At 73.5% G+C, this 21334-nt stretch carries 19 protein-coding genes; all 19 read right to left on the reverse strand.

Translation table 11 applies throughout. The features are described from left to right. Positions 1–166 precede the first annotated feature (166 nt). Complete coding sequence (locus tag ACU436_RS30015; protein WP_459030368.1) at positions 167–1399, reverse strand: methyltransferase domain-containing protein; 1233 nt, start codon at positions 1397–1399, stop codon at positions 167–169. Positions 1400–1450: 51 nt separating this feature from the next. Then, positions 1451–2575 (reverse strand): glutamate 5-kinase, encoded by a 1125-nt coding sequence (proB, locus tag ACU436_RS30020; RefSeq protein ID WP_459030369.1) that lies wholly within the window; start codon positions 2573–2575, stop codon positions 1451–1453. 91 nt (positions 2576–2666) lie between these two features. Continuing rightward, positions 2667–4133, reverse strand: coding sequence for a GTPase ObgE (gene obgE / locus ACU436_RS30025; RefSeq protein WP_459030370.1), 1467 nt, complete (start codon positions 4131–4133; stop codon positions 2667–2669). A gap of 71 nt (positions 4134–4204) precedes the next feature. Further along, on the reverse strand, positions 4205–4462 hold the full coding sequence (rpmA, locus tag ACU436_RS30030) for a 50S ribosomal protein L27 (protein WP_075950519.1): 258 nt from the start codon (positions 4460–4462) through the stop codon (positions 4205–4207). Positions 4463–4489: 27 nt separating this feature from the next. Next, positions 4490–4798, reverse strand: coding sequence for a 50S ribosomal protein L21 (gene rplU, locus ACU436_RS30035; protein ID WP_459030372.1), 309 nt, complete (start codon positions 4796–4798; stop codon positions 4490–4492). A 115-nt stretch (positions 4799–4913) separates the two neighbouring features. Beyond that, on the reverse strand, positions 4914–7949 hold the full coding sequence (locus tag ACU436_RS30040; protein WP_459030373.1) for a translation initiation factor IF-2 N-terminal domain-containing protein: 3036 nt from the start codon (positions 7947–7949) through the stop codon (positions 4914–4916). A 219-nt stretch (positions 7950–8168) separates the two neighbouring features. Beyond that, positions 8169–8948, reverse strand: a complete 780-nt coding sequence (locus ACU436_RS30045) for a TIGR03936 family radical SAM-associated protein (RefSeq protein ID WP_459030374.1) — start codon at positions 8946–8948, stop codon at positions 8169–8171. Positions 8949–9154: 206 nt separating this feature from the next. Then, a complete protein-coding gene (locus tag ACU436_RS30050; protein ID WP_459030375.1) occupies positions 9155–10153 on the reverse strand; it encodes an ABC transporter permease in 999 nt (332 codons plus the stop codon). Further along, a complete protein-coding gene (locus ACU436_RS30055) occupies positions 10150–11664 on the reverse strand; it encodes a sugar ABC transporter ATP-binding protein (protein ID WP_459030376.1) in 1515 nt (504 codons plus the stop codon). The genes ACU436_RS30050 and ACU436_RS30055 overlap by 4 nt, the downstream gene beginning before the upstream one ends. After that, the gene (locus ACU436_RS30060; protein WP_459030377.1) at positions 11661–12698 is read right to left on the reverse strand and encodes a sugar ABC transporter substrate-binding protein; all 1038 of its coding nucleotides are present in this window, start codon (positions 12696–12698) and stop codon (positions 11661–11663) included. The genes ACU436_RS30055 and ACU436_RS30060 overlap by 4 nt, the downstream gene beginning before the upstream one ends. Before the next feature lie 220 nt (positions 12699–12918). After that, positions 12919–13509: an HAD-IA family hydrolase gene (locus ACU436_RS30065; protein ID WP_459030378.1), complete on the reverse strand. Its 591-nt coding sequence runs from the start codon at positions 13507–13509 to the stop codon at positions 12919–12921. A 35-nt stretch (positions 13510–13544) separates the two neighbouring features. After that, entirely contained in the window at positions 13545–13805 is a 261-nt protein-coding gene (locus ACU436_RS30070; RefSeq protein ID WP_459030379.1) for a globin family protein, read from the reverse strand. A gap of 135 nt (positions 13806–13940) precedes the next feature. Beyond that, positions 13941–14453 (reverse strand): GNAT family N-acetyltransferase, encoded by a 513-nt coding sequence (locus ACU436_RS30075; protein WP_459030380.1) that lies wholly within the window; start codon positions 14451–14453, stop codon positions 13941–13943. Continuing rightward, positions 14446–16401: a TIGR03960 family B12-binding radical SAM protein gene (locus ACU436_RS30080; RefSeq protein WP_459030381.1), complete on the reverse strand. Its 1956-nt coding sequence runs from the start codon at positions 16399–16401 to the stop codon at positions 14446–14448. The genes ACU436_RS30075 and ACU436_RS30080 overlap by 8 nt, the downstream gene beginning before the upstream one ends. Positions 16402–16458: 57 nt before the next feature. Beyond that, a complete protein-coding gene (locus ACU436_RS30085; RefSeq protein ID WP_459030382.1) occupies positions 16459–17235 on the reverse strand; it encodes a hypothetical protein in 777 nt (258 codons plus the stop codon). A gap of 449 nt (positions 17236–17684) precedes the next feature. Then, positions 17685–18533 carry an ABC transporter permease gene (locus tag ACU436_RS30090; RefSeq protein WP_459030383.1) on the reverse strand — a complete coding sequence of 283 codons (849 nt, stop codon included), beginning with the start codon at positions 18531–18533 and terminating at the stop codon, positions 17685–17687. Then, positions 18530–19357 carry an ABC transporter permease gene (locus ACU436_RS30095; protein ID WP_459030384.1) on the reverse strand — a complete coding sequence of 276 codons (828 nt, stop codon included), beginning with the start codon at positions 19355–19357 and terminating at the stop codon, positions 18530–18532. Before ACU436_RS30095 ends, ACU436_RS30090 begins: the two co-directional genes overlap by 4 nt. Continuing rightward, positions 19354–20277, reverse strand: a complete 924-nt coding sequence (locus ACU436_RS30100; RefSeq protein ID WP_459030385.1) for an ABC transporter ATP-binding protein — start codon at positions 20275–20277, stop codon at positions 19354–19356. Before ACU436_RS30100 ends, ACU436_RS30095 begins: the two co-directional genes overlap by 4 nt. A 44-nt stretch (positions 20278–20321) precedes the next feature. After that, on the reverse strand, positions 20322–21299 hold the full coding sequence (locus ACU436_RS30105) for a helix-turn-helix domain-containing protein (RefSeq protein ID WP_459030386.1): 978 nt from the start codon (positions 21297–21299) through the stop codon (positions 20322–20324). Between the last annotated feature and the right edge of the window lie 35 nt (positions 21300–21334).

Below are 21334 nucleotides of genomic sequence, written 5' to 3' on the forward strand. Positions count from 1 at the left end.
CCTGCAGGCACACCGCTCTCCGCTCTATGGCACCTGATCCTCGACAGTTCAGGAACCTAAGCGGGAGCGGCGTGCCGCCTACACAGGCGCGCCCCGCGACCCACGGATCAGTCAGGAGCGCCCACTATGGCTCCATAGTGCTGTCTGCAGCACCCTCAAAACAGCACTATGGAGCCATGACGCGGGTCGGGCGTTCCGCCAGTACCCGGCAGTTGTTTTTTACGATCACCTGCGGGGCTTGTAGCGCGGGGGCGTCCACACCTGTCGGGACCACCGTGAGGCGCCAGTCCGCCGCGCCGGGCCTGCCCGCCGCGATCCAGGCGTCCAGGGCCGCCAGCAGCCGGTCGGCCTGCGCGGCGCCGCCCGGACCGAACACGCGCACGGCCACCGCTCCCGGGCCGGGCCCCGCCGGCTCGTCCGACACCACCGCGGCGAGCCCCGGCTCATCGGCCGGGTCCGTCAACGCCACCGTGCCGCCCGTGGAGCCGAGGGGGAGCAGGTCGTCCGGCAACCCGGTCTCGGGCTCCACCGCCAGCAACCGGCACGTGCCCGCCTCCGTCAGGGCGAGCCACAACCCGAAGCCGTCCCAGACGTCCACCGCGCCCAGCGGGACCGGCGCGGCGCGGCGCTCCCGGGGGTCGGCCAAGGCGGAGGCGACCGCCGCCAGGTCCGGCTGCGGGATGTCGTCCGGGGTCTGGAGCGCGACGCCCAGGTCGTCGAGCAACCGGCTCGCGTCGCCGCCCGCCGCCGCCCCGCGCAGCCGGATGAACGCGCAGCTGCGCACCGAGTCGCTACGCAGCACGCCGTCCGGGCCAAGGTCCAGCGCGACCGACAGCTGGCTGCCGCGCACCGCGAGCGGCAGCAGCAGCCGTCCACCCGGCGCGAGCTGCGCCACCCACTCGGGTCGCACGTCGTCGCTGCCCACCGTGAGCACGATCCGGTCGTACGGGGCGCCGGGCGGGTGGCCGTGGGCACCGTCCGCCGCCACCAGGTCGACGCCGTACAGCTGCGCGGACGCCAGGTGCACGGCGGCGCGGTCGACCAGCTCCTCGTCGATGTCGACGGAGGTGACCGAACCGGCAGGTCCCACGATCCGCGACATCAGCGCGGCGTTGTAGCCCGTGCCGGCCCCGATCTCGAGAACCTGATGGCCGGGCCGCAGGTCCAGCTGCTCGAGCATGATCGCCATCATCGAGGGCTGCGACGCCGAACTGGTGGCCACGCCCTCGGTGAACTGCACGGCGACCGCCTCGTCGACGTAGGCGTCCGGCACGGCGAGTCCCGGCAGGAACAGGTGGCGCGGAACGGCGCGGAACGCCTCTTCCACCGCCGCCGAGCGCACCCGACCCGCCCCGCGCAGGGCGTCGACCATCCGGCTACGAGCCCGCTCGGCGTCCACACCGACGAGTCTGGTGGCCGGAGCGCGCCCCGCCAACCCGGCAGCCGATCGTCAGGGACCCGCCATCGGCACGAGGTCGTCTGCGTGCACGACCTCGCGGCGCTGCTCGGGGGCGAGGTCACGGCTGCGCCTGCCGATGAGCTCGGGGAGCTCGGTGGCGTCGAAGCCCACCACCCCGCGCGCGACGACCACGCCGTACGGCCCGACGAGGTCGACGACGTCACCCGCGACGAAGTCGCCCGAGATGCCGTGGATGCCGGCCGCGAGCAGCGAACGCCTGCGGTCGATCACCGCGGCGACGGCGCCCGCATCCAGGTCGAGTGCGCCGCGCACGTCAGCGGCGTGGCGCAGCCAGAACCTCCGCGCCGACATCCGCCTGCCCGACGGCCGGAAGGCGGTGCCGATCTTCGGGCCGGCCTCCGCCACGTCGAGCGACGCACCGACGTCCTCGGCCGCGGCGAGCAGCACGGGGATGCCCGCCGCGGCGGCCATCGCGGCCGCCGTGATCTTGGTGGCGATGCCACCGGTGCCGAGCGAGCCGGCCCGGGCGCTCACCACCTGCACCGCCTCCAGGTCGGCCGGGGCGTCCACCTCGGACAGCAGCCGGGAGCCGGGCCGGCGTGGATCGCCGTCGTAGAGGCCGTCGACGTCGGAGAGCAGCACCAGGCCCTCGGCGCCGATCAGGTGCGCCACCAGCGAGGCGAGCCGGTCGTTGTCGCCCACCCGGATCTCGTCGGTGGCGACCGTGTCGTTCTCGTTGACGACCGGCAGCACGCCGAGCCCGAGCAGCCGCTCCAAGGTGCGCTGGGCGTTGCGGTAGTGCGCGCGGCGGATCATGTCGTCGGCGGTGAGCAGCACCTGTCCGATCGGCTGCCCGTGCCTGCCGAACGCCGACGCGTACGCCTCCGCGAGCAGCAACTGCCCCACGGCCGCGGCGGCCTGCTGGGTGGCGAGGTCGCGGGGCCGGCGCGTGAGCCCGAGCGGGGCGAGCCCCGCCGCGATCGCGCCCGACGAGACGAGCACCACCTGGCTCCCGCTCTCCCGGCGCGCGGCGAGGGCGTCGACGAGCGCCGAGAGGCGCGCCGGGTCGATCCCCCCGTCGAGGCTGGTGAGCGAGGAGGAGCCGACCTTGACGACGATGCGCCGCGCGGCGGCGAGCCGACGCCGCGCGTTCACCCCACGCCCCCAGACCGCAGCATGGTGGCCATACTCCGGTTGAACCGGAGTATGGCCACCATGCTGCGGTTCGGGGTGGGGGTGCGCCGGGTCATTCGGCCTCGTCCTCCGCCGACCACAGTTCCTCGTCCGTGTGGTGCCTGCGGCGTTCCGCCTTGGCTGTCTTGCGTTCGGCGGCCGACACCCGACCGTTCTGCTCGAGGCGCCGGTCGGTGCCCCGGCCGGACATCATCACCGCCACCCCGGACGGGGTGCTCGGCTCCCAGTCGAACGTGACGTCGCCGATCGTGACCGGGCAGCCCGGCTCCGCGCCGGACTTGGCCAGGGCGTCCTCCACGCCGAGGCGGGCGAGGCGATCCCCGAGGTAGCCGACGGCCTCGTCGTTGTCGAAGGCGGTCTGCCGGATCCAGCGCTCCGGCCGGGCGCCGCGCACGATGAAGCCGCCGGGCAGCTCCGGGTCGGGCTCGACCGTGAAGCCTGCGTCGTCCACGGCCCGCGGGCGCAGCACGATCCGCGTGGGCTCGGCCACCGGCTGGGCCGCCCGGTGGGCGCGGACCTGCTCGGCCATCGCGAACGACAGCTCCCGCAGCCCCGCCCGGGACGCGGTGGAGATCGGCAGCACCGGCCAGCCGTAGCGCTCCCTGAGCTCATCGGCGACGATGTCGGCCAGGTCGGCGGCGTCCGGCACGTCGACCTTGTTGAGCGCGACGAGCCGGGGCCGGTCGGCGAGCTCGCCACCGAGGGCGGGCGTGTACTGGGCCAGCTCGTCCTCGAGCGCCTGGACGTCCGACACCGGGTCGCGGCCCGGCTCGTAGGTGGCGCAGTCGACGACGTGCACCAGCACCGAGCAGCGCTCGATGTGGCGCAGGAAGTCCAGCCCGAGGCCGCGCCCTTCCGAGGCGCCCGGGATCAGGCCCGGCACGTCGGCGACGGTGAACACGTTCTCCCCCGCCGTGACCACCCCGAGCTGGGGCACGAGCGTGGTGAACGGGTAGTCGGCGATCTTCGGTCGCGCCGCGGACAGCGCCGCTACCAGCGACGACTTCCCGGCCGACGGGAAGCCGACGAGCCCGACGTCGGCCATCGAGCGCAGTTCGAGCACCAGGTCGCAGGACTCCCCCGGCTCGCCGAGCAGCGCGAACCCGGGCGCCTTGCGCGCCGAGGAGGCGAGCGCGGCGTTGCCCAGGCCACCACGGCCCCCGGACGCGGCGACGTACCGGGTGTCCGCGCCGACGAGATCGGCGACGATCTCGCCGTCCGGGCCGAACACGACCGTGCCGTCGGGGACACGCAGCTCCAGGTCGTCGGCGTTGGCGCCGGCCCGGAACCCGCCCTGCCCCTGCTTGCCGTTGCGGGCGGCGGCGTGCGGGCGGTGGTGGAAGTCGAGCAGGGTGTGCACCCCGGGATCGACGACCAGCACGACGGACCCACCACGACCGCCGTTGCCGCCGTCCGGGCCGCCCAGCGGCTTGAACTTCTCCCGGTGCACGGAGGCGCAGCCGTTGCCGCCCGCGCCCGCGGTGGCGTGCACCACCACGCGGTCAACGAACTTCGACATCGACTCTCCTCACACGACAACGGCGGGCCACCCCTCGGGCGGCCCGCCGTTGACAGGTTCTGCTGCAGGCCTCAGGCCTGCGCCGGCACCACGTTGACGACCTTGCGGCCCTTCGCGTAGCCGAACTCGACCGATCCCTCGACCAGCGCGAACAGCGTGTCGTCGCCGCCCCGGCCGACGCCGAGACCCGGGTGGAACTTGGTGCCGCGCTGGCGGACGAGGATCTCGCCCGCGTTGACGGCCTGACCGCCGAAGCGCTTCACGCCGAGGCGCTGTGCGTTGGAGTCGCGGCCGTTGCGCGAGCTGGACGCACCCTTCTTGTGAGCCATGGAGGCGTCCTCCTCAGTAGTTGAATGTCACAGCGAGATGCCGGTGACCTGGACCCTGGTGAGGGGCTGCCTGTGCCCCTGACGCTTGTGGTACCCGGTCTTGTTCTTGAACTTGTGGATGCGGATCTTCGGGCCCTTGGTGTGCTCGACCACCTTGGCGGTGACCGAGGCGGCCGAGAGCGCCGCGGCGTCGGTGGTGACGTCGTCGCCGTCCACCAGGAGCACAGCCGGCAGGCTCAGCTCGGCGCCGGGCTCCCCGTCGATCTTCTCGACGGTGACCACGTCGTCGACGGCCACCTTGTACTGCTTACCGCCGGTCTTGACGATCGCGTACATCGACGCACTGCTCCTGAAGCTCGAGGGTCGTGTCACAGGGATTCCCTGCGCGGGCCGCGACTGCTTCGGAGCGCGGCGCTGATTTGCCAGGTTACCCGACGGGTTCGAGGGCCGGTCACGCCGGGTCTCCCTCGGCCTCGGCCGCGGGCGGGCCGGCCGGCCGCGACGCCGCCCTCCGGGCCCGGCGTGGCCGGGCGGGCGGGGTGGGCTCGGGCTGCGGCGGCACCGACACGGGTGCCGCCGCGGGCTCCGCCGCACTCGGCACCGTGAGCACGGCCGCGACGGGCGCGTCGCCGGCAGCGGCCGAAGGGGCACCACCGGTGCGGGTGACGCGGCCACGGCGACGGCGAGGGCGCTCCTCGGGCGCCTCCGCGGCCGCGACCGACCCGGTGTTCGCCTGTTCGGCGCCGGACCGTTCGGGGGCGGCGGCCCCGGGTTGCGCCGACGCGACCGAGCGTTCGACGACCACCTCCTCGACCGCGTCGGCCGCGACGTCCACCGGGCCGGCCGCGGGCGAGGTCTCGACCACGCCGCGGCGGGCGCTGCGCCGCACCCGCCTGTTGGTGGGCGCCGCGGGCTCGTCGGCGGCCGGGGTCTCCGACGCCGGGGCCGGTGCGGCCGGCACCGGGTCGAGCACCGCGGGGGTGACGACCGGGTCGGGGGCACCGACGTCGACGGAGGCATCGGCGGTGACATCGGCCGAGGCATCGACGGAGGCATCGGCGCTGACCGCCTCGGCGTGGCTGCCGTTGCGGGCGCCGTTGCCGTTGCCGTTGCTGGCCACCGCCGGCTCGGGCTTGCGCACGTCGTGACCGTTGCGGTCCTCGCCGTCGCGCCGACCGCGGCCACCGCGGGAGGACCGGCGGCCCTCCCGTTCGGGCCGCTCGGCGCGCTCGGGGCGCTCCTGCCGGCTGCCGCCCGGCGCGGGCTCGGCGTTGACGATCACCCCGCGTCCGCGGCAGTGCTCGCACGGGGTGGAGAAGTGCTCCAGCAGCCCGCCACCGACGCGCTTGCGGGTCATCTGGACGAGCCCGAGCGAGGTGACCTCGGCCACCTGGTGGCGGGTGCGGTCGCGGGCGAGGCACTCGGTGAGCCTGCGCAGCACGAGATCGCGGTTGGCCTCGAGCACCATGTCGATGAAGTCGATGACGATGATGCCGCCGATGTCGCGCAGCCGGAGCTGGCGCACGATCTCCTCGGCCGCCTCGAGGTTGTTGCGGGTGACGGTCTCCTCGAGGTTGCCGCCGGAGCCGGTGAACTTGCCGGTGTTGACGTCGATGACCGTCATGGCCTCGGTGCGGTCGATCACCAGGGTGCCCCCGGAGGGCAGCCACACCTTGCGATCGAGCGCCTTGAGCAGCTGGTCGTCGATCCGGTACTCGGCGAACGCGTCGTTCGGCCCGATGTGCCGGTGCAACCGGTCGGCGAGCTCGGGCGCGACGTGCCCGACGTAGCCCGCGAGCGTGTCCCACGCGTCGTCGCCCTCGACGATGAGGCGGGAGAAGTCCTCGTTGAACTGGTCCCGGACGACCTTGATGAGCAGGTCCGGCTCCTCGTAGAGGAGCACCGGCGCCTTGGGCTTGCTCGGGCCGGTGGTCTCCGCCTTGTCCTTCACGACCTCCCACTGCGCCTGCAGCCGGCGGACGTCGCGCTCGAGGGCCTCCTGGCTCACGCCCTCCGATGCGGTACGGATGATCACCCCGGCCTCGCTGGGGACGATCTCCTTGAGCATGTCCTTGAGCCGCTTGCGTTCGATGTCGGGGAGCTTGCGGCTGATCCCGGCGGCGCCGCCGCTCGGCACGTAGACGAGGAACCGGCCCGCCAGGCTGATCTGGGTGGTGAGCCGGGCTCCCTTGTGACCGATGGGGTCCTTCGTGACCTGGACGAGCACGCTGTCGCCGCTGGAGAGCGCCTGCTCGATCCGGCGCTGCTTGCCGCCGAGCCCCGCGGCGTCCCAGTCGACCTCGCCGGCGTAGAGCACGGCGTTGCGGCCGCGGCCGATGTCGACGAACGCGGCCTCCATGCTCGGCAGCACGTTCTGGACGCGGCCGAGGTAGATGTTGCCGACCAGGGACTTCCCGGTGCTGCCGTCGCGGCCACCGGTGCTGTTGACGAAGTGCTCGACGAGGACGTCGTCCTCGAGCACCGCGATCTCGATGCGGTCGCCGCGCTCGCGCACCACCATCGAACGGTCCACCGACTCCCGGCGGGCCAGGAACTCGGCCTCCGACAGGATCGGCGCCCGCCTGCGCCCGGCGTCGCGCCCGTCGCGGCGGCGCTGGCGCTTGGCCTCCAGCCGCGTGGAGCCGCGGACGCTCTGCACGCCGTCGCCCTCGTCGTCGCGCGCCTCACGCGGCGCCCGCACCTTGGTGACCGTGTTGGGCGGGTCGCCGTCGTCGGCCGGGTCGGCCGAGTCGTCGCCCGAGCCGCGGCGGCGGCGCCTGCGCCTGCGCCTGCGCGAGGAGCCCCCGTCGCCCTGGGCGGCCTCGTCCTGGTCGCCCTCGTCGTCGGGTTCGTCCTCGGTGTCGGCCTCGGCCGGCTCGTCCCCCTCGTCGGAGGTGCTATCCCCCGACTCGCCGGCGCCGTCCTCGGCGGTCTCGTCGTCGGTGCCGTCCACGCCGCGGCCCCGGCCGCGTCCGCGGCGACCGCGCCGCCTGCGCCGGCGACCGCTGCCGTCGTCGGGGTCGTCGCCCTCGTCGTCGGCAGCCGCCGCGGGGGCGGTGTCGGCGGCGGACTCGGCCGCCGGCTCGGCGGCCGGCTCCTCGGCCGGGCGTTCGGCGGGCTCGGCCTGCGCGCGCTTGCGGCTCGGCCGGGTGGGGGCCTGGAACACCGGGGTGGGTGCGGCGAACACCGGCGCCAGCGCGGCGCCGGACTCCGCGGCCGGCTCGCCCTCCTCCGGCTCGCCCGCGTCCTGCTGCTCCTTCTGCGGGTCGAGCGTGGCGGCTACCTGCTCGGCGACCTTCTTGTCGACGCTGGACTGGGCACTGCGCACCTCGACGCCCAGCGAAGCCAGTGCCGCAAGCACTTCGCGGCTGGTACGTGCGAGCCTTCTGGCGAGCGCGTGCACCCGCATCCTTTCGGGGAGATCGTCCAGCGCGGGTACGGTGACATGCCCGCCGGGCGTACCGGCGGGCGTTTCGGTATTCGACATCCAGCTCCTCCGCCCCCGGGCGCCTCCGGTCCGGAGGCGGCCGCGCAGGGGCCACGTGCAGTTCTCTCTCGCCGCGCTGCGCGACGAGCAATCCTCTGGTCTCGCTCCGCCCCGGAGGGCGGTACTCCTCGACGGCGAGCCGGTTGCCGGTTGCCCGGTACGGGCACCGGTGCACCCGGTGCCGGCCCACCGGATCAGGCCCGGGCGGTGACCCGGCCTTCAGCCGAGTGGGTCGGCCAGGTGGCCCTGATGGTCGAGCAGTCCCTGGGCCGTCCGGGTCGCCCTGGCGGGCGATGGCGGCCTGAGGCCCGCGACAACATCGAGTGCACCCAACACGTCGTCGGGTCGAACGGCGGGTGTCGTCTGCCGCACGACCGCCGTCAGTATCGCACAGACTCCCGCCCGATCGGGGGGTATCGGCATCGCGCCACCCGACGGTGCGGCACCTTCCCCGGCCGAATCCCGCACGTGGGCACGTACGAGAGCGGCCCTCACGTCGATCATGCGGCGGCCCGACGGTGTGACGCGTTCGACGACCACCGACTCCCGTTCGAGGAGTGCGGACAGCGCGGCCCGCAGCTCCGCGGGGTCGACCCCGGGCAGCTCGACGACCCAGCTGCTGGCCTCGATCCGCTCCGCCAGCGACGCACCCTCCGCGACGGCGGCCGCGAGCACGTCGAGCCCCTCGGGCAGGGCGGCGTCCAGGGCGGCCACGAGCACCTGCGGGTCGACGGGGCGCGTCAGCCCGATCTCCACGTACTCGGCCTCGCTGGCCGTGCCGGTGGGGGCCGCACCGACCCACGACAGCCTCGGGTGCGGGCTGAACCCGTGCGAATGCGACACCGGCACCCCGGCCCGCCGCACGGCCCGCTCGAAGCTGCGGGCCACGTCGCGGTGGGAGAGGAACCGCAGCCGTCCCCGTTTGGCGAAGCGCAGCCGCACCCGTTGGACGGTGGGCGGGGCGGGGTTGGCGGCCTCCCCCGGGCGGACACGAGCCATGGCGGGAAGTCTAGGCAGCACTCGATGCATGCCGAGCCGGTGGACGGTCGGGGCCGGTTCCGGAACACCCCGCGTCCCGACGCGTGGCGACCGTGACCGTCGAGTGCGGTCACAGAGCCGCACGGATGCGGCCTGAGGACCGCATGCGCTGATCAAGCCTGGGCAGCGCACCCGGTCTCGCACGACGCGACCGTCTGCAGCGGCCTTCAGCGGCGCGAGCGCCGTACCCGCAGCCGGTCGAACGCCGCCGCCAAGATGATGATCAACCCGGTGCTGAGCACCTGCAGGAAGTTCGACAGGTGCAGCAGGACGAAGGCGTTCTGGATCAGCCCGAGGAGTACCGCGCCGAGCAGGGCACCGGTGACGCTCCCCCGCCCGCCCGACAGGCTCGTGCCTCCGATGATCACCGCGGCGATCACGCTCAGCTCGAGCCCGACCGCGGCGTTCGGCTCGGCCACACCGAGTTGCGCGCCGCGGATGAGGCCGGCCAGGCCGGCGAGCAGGCCCACCAGGACCAGGCAGGCCACCTTGATCCGGGCGACGGGGATCCCGGACAGCCGGGCGGCCTCGGGGTTGTCGCCGACCGCCTGGACCTGGTTGCCGAACACCGTGCGGGTCAGCACCAGCTGACCGACGACCGCGATCACCAGCAGGATGATCACCTGCACCGGGACCGGACCGAGAGCACCCTGTCCGAGCGCCTGCAGCGCGGGCGGTCCGTCGACGGGCAACCCGCCCGTGACGAGGAGGGCGAGACCCCGCGCCACCGACAGCATGCCGAGCGTGACGATGAAGGAGTTGACCCGGATCCTCGTGACGACGAGACCGGACACGAGGCCGGCCAGGGCGCCGGCGATCAGGCCGACCGGGATGGCGAGCAGCGACGACGTCTCGGCTGCCACGGTGAAGGCGGTGACGCCCGAGAGCGCCACGACCGACCCGACGGACAGGTCCAGCTCGCCCGCGATCAGGACGAAGGTCATCCCGACCGCGACGATGCCGGTGATCGCGATGGAGCGGAGCAGGTTGAAGAGGTTGGCGCTGGTGGCGAAGTTCGGGTTCCCGATCGCGATGCAGACGGCGAGCGCGAGGATCACCAGCGCCACCCCGAACTCGGGCTTGCGGCCCGTCCGGCGCAGCCAGGAGTCCGCGGTCGGGCCGGTGGCCACCGCGGACCGCGCGTCGATTTCAGTCGTGCTGCTCATGCTGCTTCTTCTCCGAACGACGCGGCCATGATCGATCTGACATCGGTGGGCTCCGGGACCTCCGCCGCGATCCCGCCCCGCCGCATCACGACGACCCGGGTCGCGAGCTCGCCGATCTCCTCGACCTCACTGGAGATCAGCAACACGCCCATGCCCTCGGCGGCGAGGCCGCGGACGACGCCGTAGATCTGGTCCTTCGCTCCGACGTCGATGCCGCGGGTCGGTTCGTCGAGGATGAGCACCCTCGGCCGGGCCATCAGCCAGCGCCCGATCACGGCCTTCTGCTGGTTGCCCCCGGAGAGGCTGGAGATGGGGTCACCGAGCGAGTTGGCCTTGATGCCGAGCCGATCGGCGAGCTCCTCGGGTGTGGGTGCCTGCCCAGCCCCCGTACGCCGCAGGCCTGCCGCCGCGGCGCGCAGGTTCCACCGCACGCTCATCCCGGAGAACACACCCTGCTCGGCGCGGTCCTCGGGGACGAACGCGATCCCCTTCGCGATGGCGTCGCGGGGTCCGCGCCACCGGACCGGTTCACCCAGCACGCGGATCGTGCCGCGGTCGGGCCGGCTGAGCCCGAACAGGCAGCGGGCGACCTCGGTGCGGCCCGCGCCGACCAACCCGGACACGCCGACGATCTCACCGGCCCGCACCTCGAGCGAGACGTCGGAGAACTCGCCGCGGCGGGTGAGCCCCTCGCACTCGAGCAGCGGCTCGTCGGCGGGCCGGTCGGATGCCGGGACGCCGGCCGTCGCCACTCCTGGCCGCCCGCGCCCGGTCACCGACTGGTGGCCCTCCGAGATCGTGGCGATGGCCTCCGCGGGGGTCGTGTCGGCGATCGAGCCCGACCACACGCTGTGGCCGTTGCGCAGGATCGTCGCGCGGTCGGCGATCGCGAACACCTCGCTGATCCGATGGCTGATGAGCACGACCGCGGCGCTCGAGGAGCACAGCCGCCGCACGACGTCGAACAGGCGAGTCGTCTCCGCCGGTGAGAGGGCCGAGTTCGGCTCGTCGAGGAACAACACGCGGGGTTCGGCCGACAACGCCTTCGCGATCTCGACCAGCTGGCGGGACGACACCGAGAGGTCGGCGACCTTGGCGCCGAGGTCCAGGTCGAGGCCGGCCTCGCGCAGCGCGGCGGCCACCTCGGTCCGCCGCCGCCGCGGCCGCCAGGGCCGGTGCCATCCGGAATGTGCCAGCTCGGGGAGGAGCAGGTTCTCCAGCACGGTCAGGCTCGGCGCGAGCGCCGGTTCCTGGTGCACGACGGCGATGCCTGCCTGCGCGGCCTGGTGCGGCCCGGCGAACTGGGCCGGGGCACCGTCGAGGAGGATCTCCCCGCCGTCCGGGGTGATGGCCCCCGAGCAGGCCGCCACGAGCGTGGACTTCCCGGCTCCGTTCTCCCCGAGCAGGGCGTGGACCTCACCGGGGCGGAGCGCGAGGTCGACCCCCGCGAGCGCTGCGACCCCGCCGAACGACTTGCGCAGCGAGCGGACGGCCAGGAGCGGCCCCGTCACTCCGTCCCCTGGGACTCGAGCACCTCGGCGACGTTGTCCTTCGTCATCACCGCGACGTTGACCGGCTGGAAGTACTCGGCGGGCCCCGCCTGGCCGGCAAGCATGTTGAACAGGTCGACGGCGGTGTCGTAGCTGGAGCCGTACGGGTCCTGGCCGATCGCCGCCTGCATCACGCCGGAGCGGATGAGGTCCACGTTCTGCGGGACGAAGTCGTAGGCGACCACCGCGACCTGCCCGGTCCGGCCGCGCTGCCGCACGGCCTGGGCCGCTCCGAAGGGGCCGCCCGCCGTCACGTAGATGCCGCGCAGGTCCGGGTTGGCGGTCATGAAGTCGTTGGCCTGGCTGAGCGCGGTGCCGGCGTCGTCGCCGTTCTCGACGGTGCCCACGACCGGCGAGTCCGGGCACGCTGCGGCGTATGCGTCGACGAAGCCCTGCCGCCGCTCCTCGTGCTGCTGCACGGAGAACGACCCGGTGATGATGCCGACGCTGCCGGTGCACCCGGTGGCCTGGGCCATCGCCGTAGCCGCCTTCGCCCCGGCGTCGACGGCCGGCTGGCCGCGGAAGAACACCGAGCCCGACTCCTGCGAGCAGTTCCCCTCGGCGATGAACGTCGCGACCGGGACCGACGCGGCCGCCCGGCCGATCGCCGGGCACGCCCCGTCGGCGAGCGAGACCACGCCGATCGCGTCATAGCCCTGGCCGACGGCGGAGTTGAGCGCGTTCTCGACGGTCGGGACGTCCATGGTCGCGCCGGCGGTGATGTAGTCGACGGTCACGCCGTGCGCGGAGAGGTCCCGGTTCGCGGCCTCCGCGCCCTGGATGACCGCATCCCAGAACGGGTTGTTGGCGAAGGCGATCAGAGCGATGCGCTTGCCGGGAAGATCCACATCGGCTGGAGTCCGGTGCTCGACCGAGCTCCCCGGGTCGCCCTGGACCACGCCGAGCGCGGGCTGCCCGCCGGAGTCGGCGGCCCGTTGGGCGTCACTGGTGCTGCACCCCGCGGCGGCGACGGCGGCCACTGCCGCGAACGCCACCACACGGATCGTCGATCTCATCGTCCACACAGGCCTCTCCCTCACACGACGTTGTTGAGCGGCCTGCACCGATCGGCGCGACCGGTGGGGTGCGGGGCACCCCGGTCAGCAGATGTTAGCGCTACCGATAGCGCTAACATAACGCGGCGCGCAAACCCGGGCAATCCCTCCGGTCGATCAGCGGGCCGATGCGGCGCTCAGGACGGGCCGGCGGGCCGCCTCACCGGTCCAGCACGTCGAGCGCGGCGGCGCCACCCGCCCAGACGTGCGCGTCCCAGCCGTGGGCCCGCGCCGCCTCGACGTTCTCCACCTTGTCGTCGAAGAACACGACCTCGCCCGGCTCGGTGCCGTACACCGAGTCGGCGTGGGTGTAGATCTGCGGGTCGGGCTTCACCAGCGCGACGTCGGCCGAGAACACGAGATGCGCCACGCCCGCACTCCACTCGGCGGCGCGCACGGCCGCCGCGAGCGGACCGGGGGCGTTGGACAGGACACCGATCCGCTCGTCCCGGCCCTGCAGGTGCGCGAGCAGATCCGCGCTCGCCTGCGGCAACGTCGACCACTTCACCGAGTCCGCCTCCGTGAGCCGGTCCAGCAGCCGCGCCTCCGGCGCGCGACCGAGCGCCGCCAACACGGCCGTCCAGTACTCCTCGGCACTGCCGCCCAGGTCGTAGGCCGCCCGGCCGGACCAGTAAGCCGGGGCGAGCTCGGCCTCGGTGATCCCCAGCTCGGCCGCGAGCAGCGGCATCACCCCGGTCGACGGCACGAGCACCTCGCCGAGATCGAATACAACGGTGCGGGAAGGTTCCACGCCGATCACGGTAGCCAGCGGCGGCAGACCGGTGCTCAGCCCTCGCCCGCCCAGGTCCAGCGGGGAACCTCGCGCAGCGGGTGCAGCTCGTCGTCGGTGCTCGCGTGCGAGTTCTGCATGGCGACGCGGGAGCCGAACTCGACGTGCTCGCGCACGGCCTCCCGGAACGCGGGGTCCGTCGACATCCCGGCCGCGTCGAGCGCGGCCATGTAGAGCTCGACGAACCGCAGGCGCTGCTCCTCGGCGATCTTCAGTCCGCGGCCCCCGCCGGCTACTACCGGGGCGCCGTCTACCACGGCGTCGTACAGCTTGTCCTCGATCCCACCGGGCGCTCCATGAGCGGCCGCTGGCTCGGCCCCGACCGGAGTTTCGAGATCGACTCCGGCCGGTGGTGGCTCCAGCGGGCAGCCTGAGCGGCCGCTGTCCCGCCGTTACCCGGCGTGGTCCGGTTCGAGCACCAGGAACCCGTCCCCCGCCGGCACGAAGCCGGCCCGCCGGTAGAAGGGCGCGCTCCCGGCCGTCGGGGCCAGGAGGAGGCGGCGGTAGCGGCGGGTGTGGGCGTGCTCCACCACCGCGTTGAGGAGGGCGCCGGGCACGCCGCGGTCGGCGAAGGAGGCGAGGACGAAGGCGTTGCCCACGTGCCCGATCCGCCCGCCCCGGGCGCCGGGGCGGGGCATGTGGACGATCTCCAGCACGTTGATCGAGCCGACGGCCGTGTAGCCGCTGCGGGGCGAGCCGACCTCGGCGAGCCAGAACGTGCGGCGCGGCAGCTCCACCCGCCACCACTGCGCGAACGCGGCCTCGAACCCCGGGTCCTCGACCGGGTACCCGAGGCGCTCCTCCAGCCAGGAGCGCCGCAGCCCGGCGAGCACGGCGATGTCGCGTTCGTCGGCCACGCGAATGGCGATCTCCTGCCCGAACTCGGTCCCGGTGACCTCAGCCACCCGCGCCCGCGTTCCCCTGGATGGGGTTCACCACGGTGAGCGGCAGCAGCGTGGTGCCGCTCGGGCCCACCTCGATGTCGGTGCCCGTGGCCGGGCACACGCCGCAGTCGAAGCACGGGGTCCACCGGCAGTCGTCCTGCTCACGCCCGGCGAGCGCGTCCTGCCAGTCGTCCCAGAGCCAGTCGCGCTCCAGCCCGGAGTCGAGGTGGTCCCACGGGAGCACCTCGTCGCGGTCGCGTTCCCGCGTGGTGAACCAGTCGAGCGAGACGCCCAGCGGCTCCAGTTCGGCCGCGGAGGCGTCCACCCAGCGCTGGTAGGAGAAGTGCTCGCTCCACCCGTCGAACCGGCCGCCCTCGCGCCACACCCGCTCGATCACGCGCCCGACGCGGCGGTCGCCCCGCGCGAGCAGGCCTTCGATCAGCGACGGCTCGCCGTCGTGGTAGCGCATGCCGACGTTGCGGCCGAGCTTGCGGTTGCTGTTGACCTTCTCCCGCAGCTTGCGCAGCCGCGCGTCGACGACGTCGGGGTGAGCCTGCGCCGCCCACTGGAACGGCGTGTGCGGCTTGGGCACGAACCCGCCGATCGAGATGGTGCAGCGCACGTCGTTGCGGCCCGACGCCTCGCGGCCGGCGCGGATCACGTTGTGCGCCATGTCCGCGATCTGCAGGACGTCCTCGTCCTCCTCGGTGGGCAGCCCGCACATGAAGTAGAGCTTCACCTGCCGCCAGCCCTGCCCGAACGCCTCGGACACGGTGCGGATGAGGTCGTCCTCGGACACCATCTTGTTGATCACGCGCCGCATCCGCTCCGATCCGCCCTCCGGGGCGAACGTGAGCCCGGAGCGGCGGCCGTTGCGCGAGATCTCCTTGGCGAGATCGATGTTGAACGCGTCGACGCGGGTGCTCGGCAGCGACAGCGAGGTGTTGGAGCCCTCGTAGCGGTCGGCGAGGCCCTTGGTGATCTCCGCGATCTCGGAGTGGTCGGCGCTCGACAGCGACAGCAGGCCGACCTCGTCGAAACCGCTCGCGCGCACGGCGGAATCGACCATCTCACCGATGCCCTGCAACGACCGCTCCCGCACCGGGCGCGTGATCATCCCGGCCTGGCAGAACCGGCAACCCCGCGTGCACCCGCGGAAGATCTCCACGCTCGCGCGCTCGTGCACGGTCTCGGCCAGCGGCACCAGCGGCTGCTTCGGGTACGGCCACGCGTCCAGGTCGCTGGTGGTGCGCTTGGTGACGGTGCGGGGCACGCGCTCGTCGACCGGGGTGACGGAGGCGATCGCGCCGTCGGCGCCGTAACTCACCTCGTACAGCGAGGGCACGTAGCAGCCGTCGACGGCCGCCAGCCGCAGCAGCAGCTCGCGCCGCCCGCCGGGGCGCCCCTCCGCCTTCCACGCCTTGACGACGTCGGTGACCTCGCCGACCACTTCCTCGCCGTCGCCGATCGCCGCGACGTCGACGAAGTCGGCCACGGGCTCCGGGTTGAACGCCGCGTGGCCACCCGCGACCACGATCGGATGGTCCGTCCCCCGATCGGCGGCGTGCAGCGGGATGCCCGCGAGGTCGAGCGCCGTGAGCAGGTTCGTGTAGCCGAGCTCGGTGGAGAAACTCACTCCGAGCAGGTCGAACGCGCCCAGCGGCCGGTGGCTGTCGACGGTGAACGCGGGGACGCCGTGCTCGCGCATCAGCGCCTCGAGATCCGGCCAGACCGCGTAGCAGCGCTCCGCGAGCGAGTCCGGGCGCTCGTTGAGGAGCTCGTAGAGGATCATGACGCCCTGGTTGGGCAACCCGACCTCGTATGCGTCCGGATACATGAGAGCCCACCGGACGGCGGCCGACTCCCAGTCCTTCACCTGCGCGTTCAGCTCGCCGCCGACGTACTGCACCGGCTTCGAGACGCGCGGGAGCAGCGGCTCGAGGTCCGGGAAAATCGACGGTGCCGTCATGTCGGTCCAGGGTAGCCCCGTGCCGGAACGGGCTCCCCCGCGGCCGGGCCGGAGGCGTCAGCCCCAGGCGGCGCGCACCGGGTAACCGGCTGTGCTGATCCGGCGCGCAATGGCCGCGAGGATTATCACGATCGCGATCGCCCCGGCGATCACGACGGCGGCCGGCGGGTCGTTCAGCGCTATGCCGACGATCGCCCACACCGCGCCGACCCCGAACGGCACGACGGCCGTGCCCGAGATCACCGCCCACGACACGATCGCGGTGACGGCGAGGAGCACCACGACGGCGGCGATCGCGGCGAGCGCCCCGGCGCCGGGCAGCCCGACCCAGACACCGGTGGCCGCGGTACCCAGCGGCGTGGCCATGGAGACCCAGCCCGCATAGACCGCGACGGTGCCACGTGCCACGACGCGCTCCACCGTGCTCTCGGCGGGCGCCCGGCTGTACCGGCCGAAGACGAGGGCGATGCTCACCAGCAACCCGATGATCATCAGCTCCGCCAGCGGTAGCCACCGGGACCCGAACGACAGCACCCAGCCGATGTTGAACACGGCCGAGGCCGCCATCCACCACCCCGTGTGACGGTGGATCTGGCGGGCCCGCTGCGCTGGCAGGGCCTGGTAGACCGCGTAGCCGATGAACCCGGCGTAGATCGGCAGCCACACCACGAACGCCCAGTCCGCGGCGAGGAGCGGGCTGGCGTACGCGCGCGCGACCACTCCGACCGCGTCGCCGGCCATCACCGCCACCACGACCTGCGCGATCGCGAGCAGCGCCACCACGACGTTCCGTACGAGATCGGTCCGGGTGGAGCCCGGCGAGAGGACCGTCATGCCGACATTGTCCCTCTCCCCGGGCGGTGCGGGGGGCGATGCGCCCGACCGGATCACGGCGTCACCCGCCCGGTCGTCCACCATCCCCGGAGCACGGCGCAGAACGGCCGCCGCGACGAGGAGCGCCACCCGCATCGCGGGCTACCCCACGAACAACTCGGAGGCCGATGCCCAGGCTTGATCAGCGCATGCGGTTCGCAGGCCGCACCCGTGCGGCTCTGTGACCGCATTCGTCGATCATGGTCGCCACGGGGTGGGCGCCGGGGCGTTCGGCGGAACGCGGCACCCCGGTCGTCGGCCGCGCCGAGCAGCACCTCACGGTCGCGGCAACCGCGCTGGTGTACTGCTCGAGCCGATCATGCGTTACGAGTCGCGCCTCAGCGTGGTCACGGCCGCTGTGGCTGGTCGGATCGATCATGGGTCGCACCGCTGCCGTTCCGGTCGGCGGACTACCTCAGCAGCAGTGCGTCCAGCCGCCGGGCCGCGACGACCACGCCGAACACGATCATCACCGCGAAGTAGGCGAGGTGCCCGAGCAGCCCGACGTGCACGACGCCCGTGGTGAGCCCGCGCATCAGCTCCACGGCGTGGTAGAGCGGTAGGCACTCCACGACGATCTGCAGCCACCGGGGATAGACCGACAGCGGGTAGAACGTGGTGGAGAACAGGAACATCGGCAGGATCACGAGGGTGATCAGGTCGAAGTCCTGCCAGGACCGCATGTACGAGGTGGCGGCCATGCCGACGGCCGCGAACGCGAACGCCACGAGCAGCGCCGCCGGGAGCGCGAGCAGCGCCCAGGGCGAGACCAGGAGCCCGAACCCGCCCATCACCGCGATGAAGCCGAGCGCGTAGAGGCCGCCGCGGATGAGGGCCCAGCCGATCTCACCGAGCGCGATGTCGACCGGGCCGAGCGGGGTGGCGAGCATGGCGTCGTAGATGCGGCCGTACTTCAGCTTGAAGAACACGTTGAAGGTGGAGTCGAAGACCGCGCCGTTCATCGCCGACGCCGCGAGCAGGCCCGGCGCGATGAACGCGGCGTAGCTGATGGGGGCGCCGTCCGGGCCGGGCAGCGTGCCGACCATGGAGCCGAGGCCCTGGCCCATCGCGAGCAGGTAGAACACGGGCTCGAAGAACCCCGAGACGAACGCGAGCCACGCCCGCCCGGACGCCGTGGCCGCGCGCAGCAGCAGCGCGTGCGAACGGCCCGCGTAGCTGCCGGCCGGCAGCAGGAGCCGGACCAGCGCGGCCGTGGCGCCCGCCGGCGGGGCCGCGGCCGGCTCGTCGACAGCGGTCACGGCTGGAGCCTGCTGGTGTAGAGCCGGGTGGCGAGGACCGCACCGAGCACGAGCAGCACCAGCAGGTACGCCGTGTGGCCGACGGCCGCGAGCGGCTGCCAGCGGTTCAGCGCGGCCGCCCGGGCGACCTCGGTGCCGTGCCACAACGGCGACACCCAGGCCACCGGCTGCACCCAGGCCGGGAGCCGCTCGACCGGGAAGAACGTGCCGGAGAAGAGCGTCATCGGGATGACGACGAACCGGAACAACACGCTGAACGCCGCGCCCTCGCTCTCGACGGTGGCCGAGAACGCGGTGACCAGCGCCGCCACCGCCGCGCCGGTGAGCACCGCGACGAGCAGCGACACCACGATCCCGGGGCTCGTCACCCCGCCGAACAGCGCGATCACGACGACGAACACGACGCCGGAGCCGGACATCTTGAGGACCACCCACGTGAGGTGGCCCAGCGCGACCTGCGCCGGCGAGACCGGGCCCGCCGTCATCCCGTGGTAGTGGCGCTGCCACTTGAAGCCGGAGAGCACCGGGTAGGACGACTCGAACGCGCCCGTCTGCACCGCCGACACGGCGAGCAGGGCGGGCGCGAGCCAGACCAGGTAGGGGATGCCGCCGGTGGCCGAAGCGACCCCGGTGCCGCCCTGCACCAGCGACCCGAACCCCACGCCGAACGCCAGCAGGAACAGCAGCGGCTGCAGGACCGACGACACCACCGTGGCCCGCCAGTTGCCCCGGTACCACACCCAGGAGTGCTCGACGACGAGCAGCACGCTGCGCACCGCGCCGGGCGCCCGGCCGGTGGATCGCGCGATGATCTCGGCGCTCATTCCACCAGGCTCCGGCCGGTGAGCCGGAGGAACACGTCCTCCAGGGAGGAGCGGCGCACGAGCGCCGACAGCGGGCGGTGGCCCGCGCTCGCGACCGCGGCCTGGGCGTGCTCGCCGTCGGCGGTGTAGAGCAGCAGCCGGTCGGGCAGCTCCTCGACCCGCTCGACGTGCGGTGCGAGGGCATCGGCCGGCGGCGCCGCACCCGCCGGGAACCGCAGCTCCAGCACCTCGCGCGTGGAGTAGCGCTCGATCAGCTCCACCGGCGAGCCCTCCGCCACGATCAGCCCGCCGTCCATCACGACGAGCCGGTCGCACAGCTGCTCGGCCTCGTCCATGTAGTGGGTGGTGATGATCTGGGTGACGCCCTCGCGCTTGAGCCGGTACAGCCGCTCCCACAGCAGGTGGCGGGCCTGCGGGTCGAGGCCGGTGGTGGGCTCGTCGAGCAGCAGCAGCTCCGGCTCGTTGACCAGCGCCCGCGCGATGGTGAGCCGCCGCTTCATCCCGCCCGAGAGCGGCTCGACCATCGCGTCGGCCCGCTCGGACAGCTGCGCGAACTCCAGCAGCTCCGTGGCCTTGGCCCGCACGTGGGCGCGGGACAGCCCGAAGTAGCGCCCGTACACCTCGAGGTTCTGCCGGACGGACAGCTCCTGGTCGAGGTTGTCGAGCTGCGGCACCACGCCGATCCGGGCCCGGATGCGCGGCCCGTCGGCCGTGGGGTCCATACCCAGCACCTGCAGCTCGCCGGCCGAGCGCGGGGAGACACAGGCGATCATGCGCATGGTGGAGGACTTCCCGGCGCCGTTGGGCCCCAGGAAGCCGAACACCTCACCCCGCGCGACGTCGACGTCGATGCCGCGCACGGCCTCGAACTCGCCGAACCGCTTGCGCAGCCCGCGCGCCTGGACCAGTCCGTCCCCCACGCCCAGCACGCTAGCCGGATTCCCCGACAGGAAGCGTGGACGTTCTACGCCGCCGGTCGGGACCGCCCGTGGAAGGAGCGCCGGTAGGCGTCCGGCGGGACGCCGAGGGCGCGGTGGAAGTGCCGGCGCAGCGTCGCGGCCGTACCGAGGCCGGTGCGCGCGGCGACCTGCTCGACGCCGAGGTCGGTGGTCTCGAGCAGCTCCTGTGCGCGGTGCACGCGCTGGGTGAGCAGCCACTGCAGCGGCGTGGTACCGGTGGCGGCCCGGAACCGCCGGGTGAGCGTGCGCTCGCTCATCCTCGCCGCGCGGGCCAGGTCGGTGACGGTCAGCGGTTCGTGCAGGCGCTCCAGCGCCCAGCCGAGGAGCGCACCCAGCCCGCCGTCCGCATCGGGCGGGATCGGCGCGGGGATGAACTGGGCCTGCCCTCCCGGCCGGTGCGGCGGCACGACGAGTCGGCGGGCGAGCGCGTTGGCGACGGCGCTGCCGTGGTCGTTGCGGACGAGGTGCAGGCACAGGTCGAGGCCCGCGGCCTTGCCGGCGGACGTGAGCACGTCCCCGTGGTCGATGTAGAGCACGTCCGGGTCGACCCGCACCCGCGGGTGGCGGCGGGCCAGCAGCTCGGCGTGGATCCAGTGGGTGGTGGCCCGGCGGCCGTCGAGCAGCCCGGCCGCCGCCAGGACGAACGCGCCCGTGCAGATCGACGCGACCCGCGCCCCGGCCTCGTGCGCCGCCCGGACGGCGGCGACCAGGTCGGCCGGCGGGTCCTGCTCGACGTCGTGGCTCCACGGCACGATCACGGTGTCGGCGGTGACGAGCCGGTCGAGCCCGTGCGGGGTGCTCACCCGGAACCAGCCGCCGACGCCCGCCCCGGGCGGGGCGCAGACCGCGAAGTCGTACCAGGGGTCGGCGAGGCCCGAGCGGTCCATCCCGAAGACGTCGTGGGCGACGGCCACCTCGAGCAGCGAGGAGCCGCCGGTCACGGCGAGGGCGACGGAGTGCGGCATGTCCGGAACTGTACGCATGTTGGCGTTGCCGCCACTCGTGATGCGGGCCGGGG

This window comes from Pseudonocardia wallangbongensis, from assembly GCF_054486945.1.

Bases quoted from the DNA above. Each gene is read 5' to 3' on its own strand.
- obgE (WP_459030370.1), bottom strand. From the start codon at position 4,133: ATGTCGAAGTTCGTTGACCGCGTGGTGGTGCACGCCACCGCGGGCGCG.
- rpmA (WP_075950519.1), bottom strand. From the start codon at position 4,462: ATGGCTCACAAGAAGGGTGCGTCCAGCTCGCGCAACGGCCGCGACTCC.
- rplU (WP_459030372.1), bottom strand. From the start codon at position 4,798: ATGTACGCGATCGTCAAGACCGGCGGTAAGCAGTACAAGGTGGCCGTC.
- ACU436_RS30040 (WP_459030373.1), bottom strand. From the start codon at position 7,949: ATGTCGAATACCGAAACGCCCGCCGGTACGCCCGGCGGGCATGTCACC.
- ACU436_RS30045 (WP_459030374.1), bottom strand. From the start codon at position 8,948: ATGGCTCGTGTCCGCCCGGGGGAGGCCGCCAACCCCGCCCCGCCCACC.
- ACU436_RS30050 (WP_459030375.1), bottom strand. From the start codon at position 10,153: ATGAGCAGCACGACTGAAATCGACGCGCGGTCCGCGGTGGCCACCGGC.
- ACU436_RS30080 (WP_459030381.1), bottom strand. From the start codon at position 16,401: ATGACGGCACCGTCGATTTTCCCGGACCTCGAGCCGCTGCTCCCGCGC.
- ACU436_RS30085 (WP_459030382.1), bottom strand. From the start codon at position 17,235: ATGACGGTCCTCTCGCCGGGCTCCACCCGGACCGATCTCGTACGGAAC.
- ACU436_RS30095 (WP_459030384.1), bottom strand. From the start codon at position 19,357: ATGAGCGCCGAGATCATCGCGCGATCCACCGGCCGGGCGCCCGGCGCG.
- ACU436_RS30105 (WP_459030386.1), bottom strand. From the start codon at position 21,299: ATGCGTACAGTTCCGGACATGCCGCACTCCGTCGCCCTCGCCGTGACC.